3 protein-coding genes are annotated in these 1762 nt (G+C 38.1%); all 3 read left to right on the top strand.

Annotated features, from left to right (window positions below):
* Positions 1-493 (top strand): hypothetical protein (locus tag F6K22_RS40095; protein WP_293110666.1); only part of this gene is annotated, 493 nt, incomplete at its 5' end.
* Positions 426-1079 carry a WD40 repeat domain-containing protein gene (locus F6K22_RS40090; RefSeq protein ID WP_293110664.1) on the top strand — a complete coding sequence of 218 codons (654 nt, stop codon included), beginning with the start codon at positions 426-428 and terminating at the stop codon, positions 1077-1079. The genes F6K22_RS40095 and F6K22_RS40090, both read left to right, overlap by 68 nt.
* Positions 1024-1749, top strand: coding sequence for a DnaJ domain-containing protein (locus tag F6K22_RS40085; RefSeq protein ID WP_293110662.1), 726 nt, complete (start codon positions 1024-1026; stop codon positions 1747-1749). Before F6K22_RS40090 ends, F6K22_RS40085 begins: the two co-directional genes overlap by 56 nt.
* The last annotated feature ends 13 nt before the right edge of the window (positions 1750-1762 follow it).

Below are 1762 nucleotides of genomic sequence, written 5' to 3'. Positions count from 1 at the left end.
TCCCCCACCCTTAGATCCGGTCTTTGTTGAAATGGAGACAAAGCAAAAATTTACCACTCTAGAAATAGAAGCAGAATTAGAACAACTACAGAAAAATATAGGTTGTCAAAATCAATCAAATTTTTCTCCCCCACCCTTAGATCCGGTCTTTGTTGAAATGGAGACAAAGCAAAAATTTACCACTCTAGAAATAGAAGCAGAATTAGAACAACTACAGAAAAATATAGGTTGTCAAAATCAATCAAATTTTTCTTCCCCACCCACAGAAAATATAGAGACGAAGCAAAAATTTAGCGCTCTAGAAATAGAAGCAGAATTAGAACAACTAAAGAAAAATATAGGTTGCCAAAATCAATCAAATTTTTCTCCCCCACCCACCAAGACTAATACATTGTCCTCAGAGAATATTTACAACTCTATATTTTTTGAGTCCTGTACTTCCCACACTTCCCACACTTCCCACACCTCCCCACCCTCTCCTCCTTTTTTCTAAGCGTGACAATGAATTAACCCTACCCCCACCCACAGAAACTTCAGACTTACAACCACACTCAAAATTAACTTGGAAATGTAGAAAAGTTATCAAAGCACATACTACCTCAATTAATGCTGTAGTTATTAGTGCTGATAATCAAACTTTTGCCACAACAAGTAGCGACTCCTCTGTTAGCTTATGGAATATCAAAACAGGTAAACGTCTCTACACTTTTTTCAGATATTCCCAGGAAGTGCAAACTGTCGCCCTCAATACTAAGACTCCCATACTCGTTAGCGGAGACTTCGAGGGAAAAATCACCACATATAATATAGATACCAAAAAACATTGTCAGACTTTTTTCGCTTCCAACTCTCCCATCAGTCACAAAGACTCAGTATTTGCAGTAGCTATCAGTAAAGACGGTAAAAATCTTGTTAGTGGGAGTGCTGACAAAACTATTAGACTATGGGAACTAGAAACAGGAAAACTCAAGCGTACTTTTGATGGTCATACAGATAAAGTTTGGGCAGTTGCTTGGAGTCAGGATGGTAAAACTTTTGCCAGTGGGAGTGCTGATAAAACTATTCGTTCGTACTTTTGATGGTCATACAGATAAAGTTTGGGCAGTTGCTTGGAGTCAGGATGGTAAAACTTTTGCCAGTGGGAGTGCTGATAAAACTATTCGTTTGTGGAATATCGACAGTTATCAACCCCCGCGTATTCTGCAACAACATTCTGGTTGGATAACATATTTAGCTTTTCATCCCACTGAAAATCTCCTTGTTAGTGGCAGTACAGATTTTACAATCAAAATTTGGAATATTGAAACAGAGTCGTTAATTTGTACTTTGGTTGGTCATGCAGCACCAGTATTTTCTCTTGCTATTAGTGGTAATGGAGAAATACTTGCTAGTAGTAGTCAAGATGGTACGGTGAAAATTTGGCGTTTGTCTAGTGGGGAACTTTTGCAAACTTTGGCAGGTAGTTATCCGGTAGCTTTTTCTGGTGATGGTTGTTTGGTAACTGGGGGTGATGGGAAAAATATTAAAATTTGGCATCAGGTGATGTGGGATGGTATGGTTTCTAGGTCTGGGGAATGGTGGGAAATATTGGATGTGATGCCGAATGCCAATGCGGAAACAGTGAAATTAGCTGATCGTCGTTTAGCTAGACAATATCATCCTGATGTAAATGGGGATAAAGAAGCTGTTTTGAAAATGCAAATTATTAATCAAGCATATAATCAGTTTTTGCTTCAAAAATTGGAATAATAAGGAAGAAGTA

It is taken from the genome of Okeania sp. SIO2F4, from assembly GCF_010672385.1.
Classification (GTDB): domain Bacteria; phylum Cyanobacteriota; class Cyanobacteriia; order Cyanobacteriales; family Microcoleaceae; genus Trichodesmium.
The sequence above is the reverse complement of the archived record's forward strand: the minus strand, read 5'-3'. Positions and strand labels throughout refer to the sequence as shown.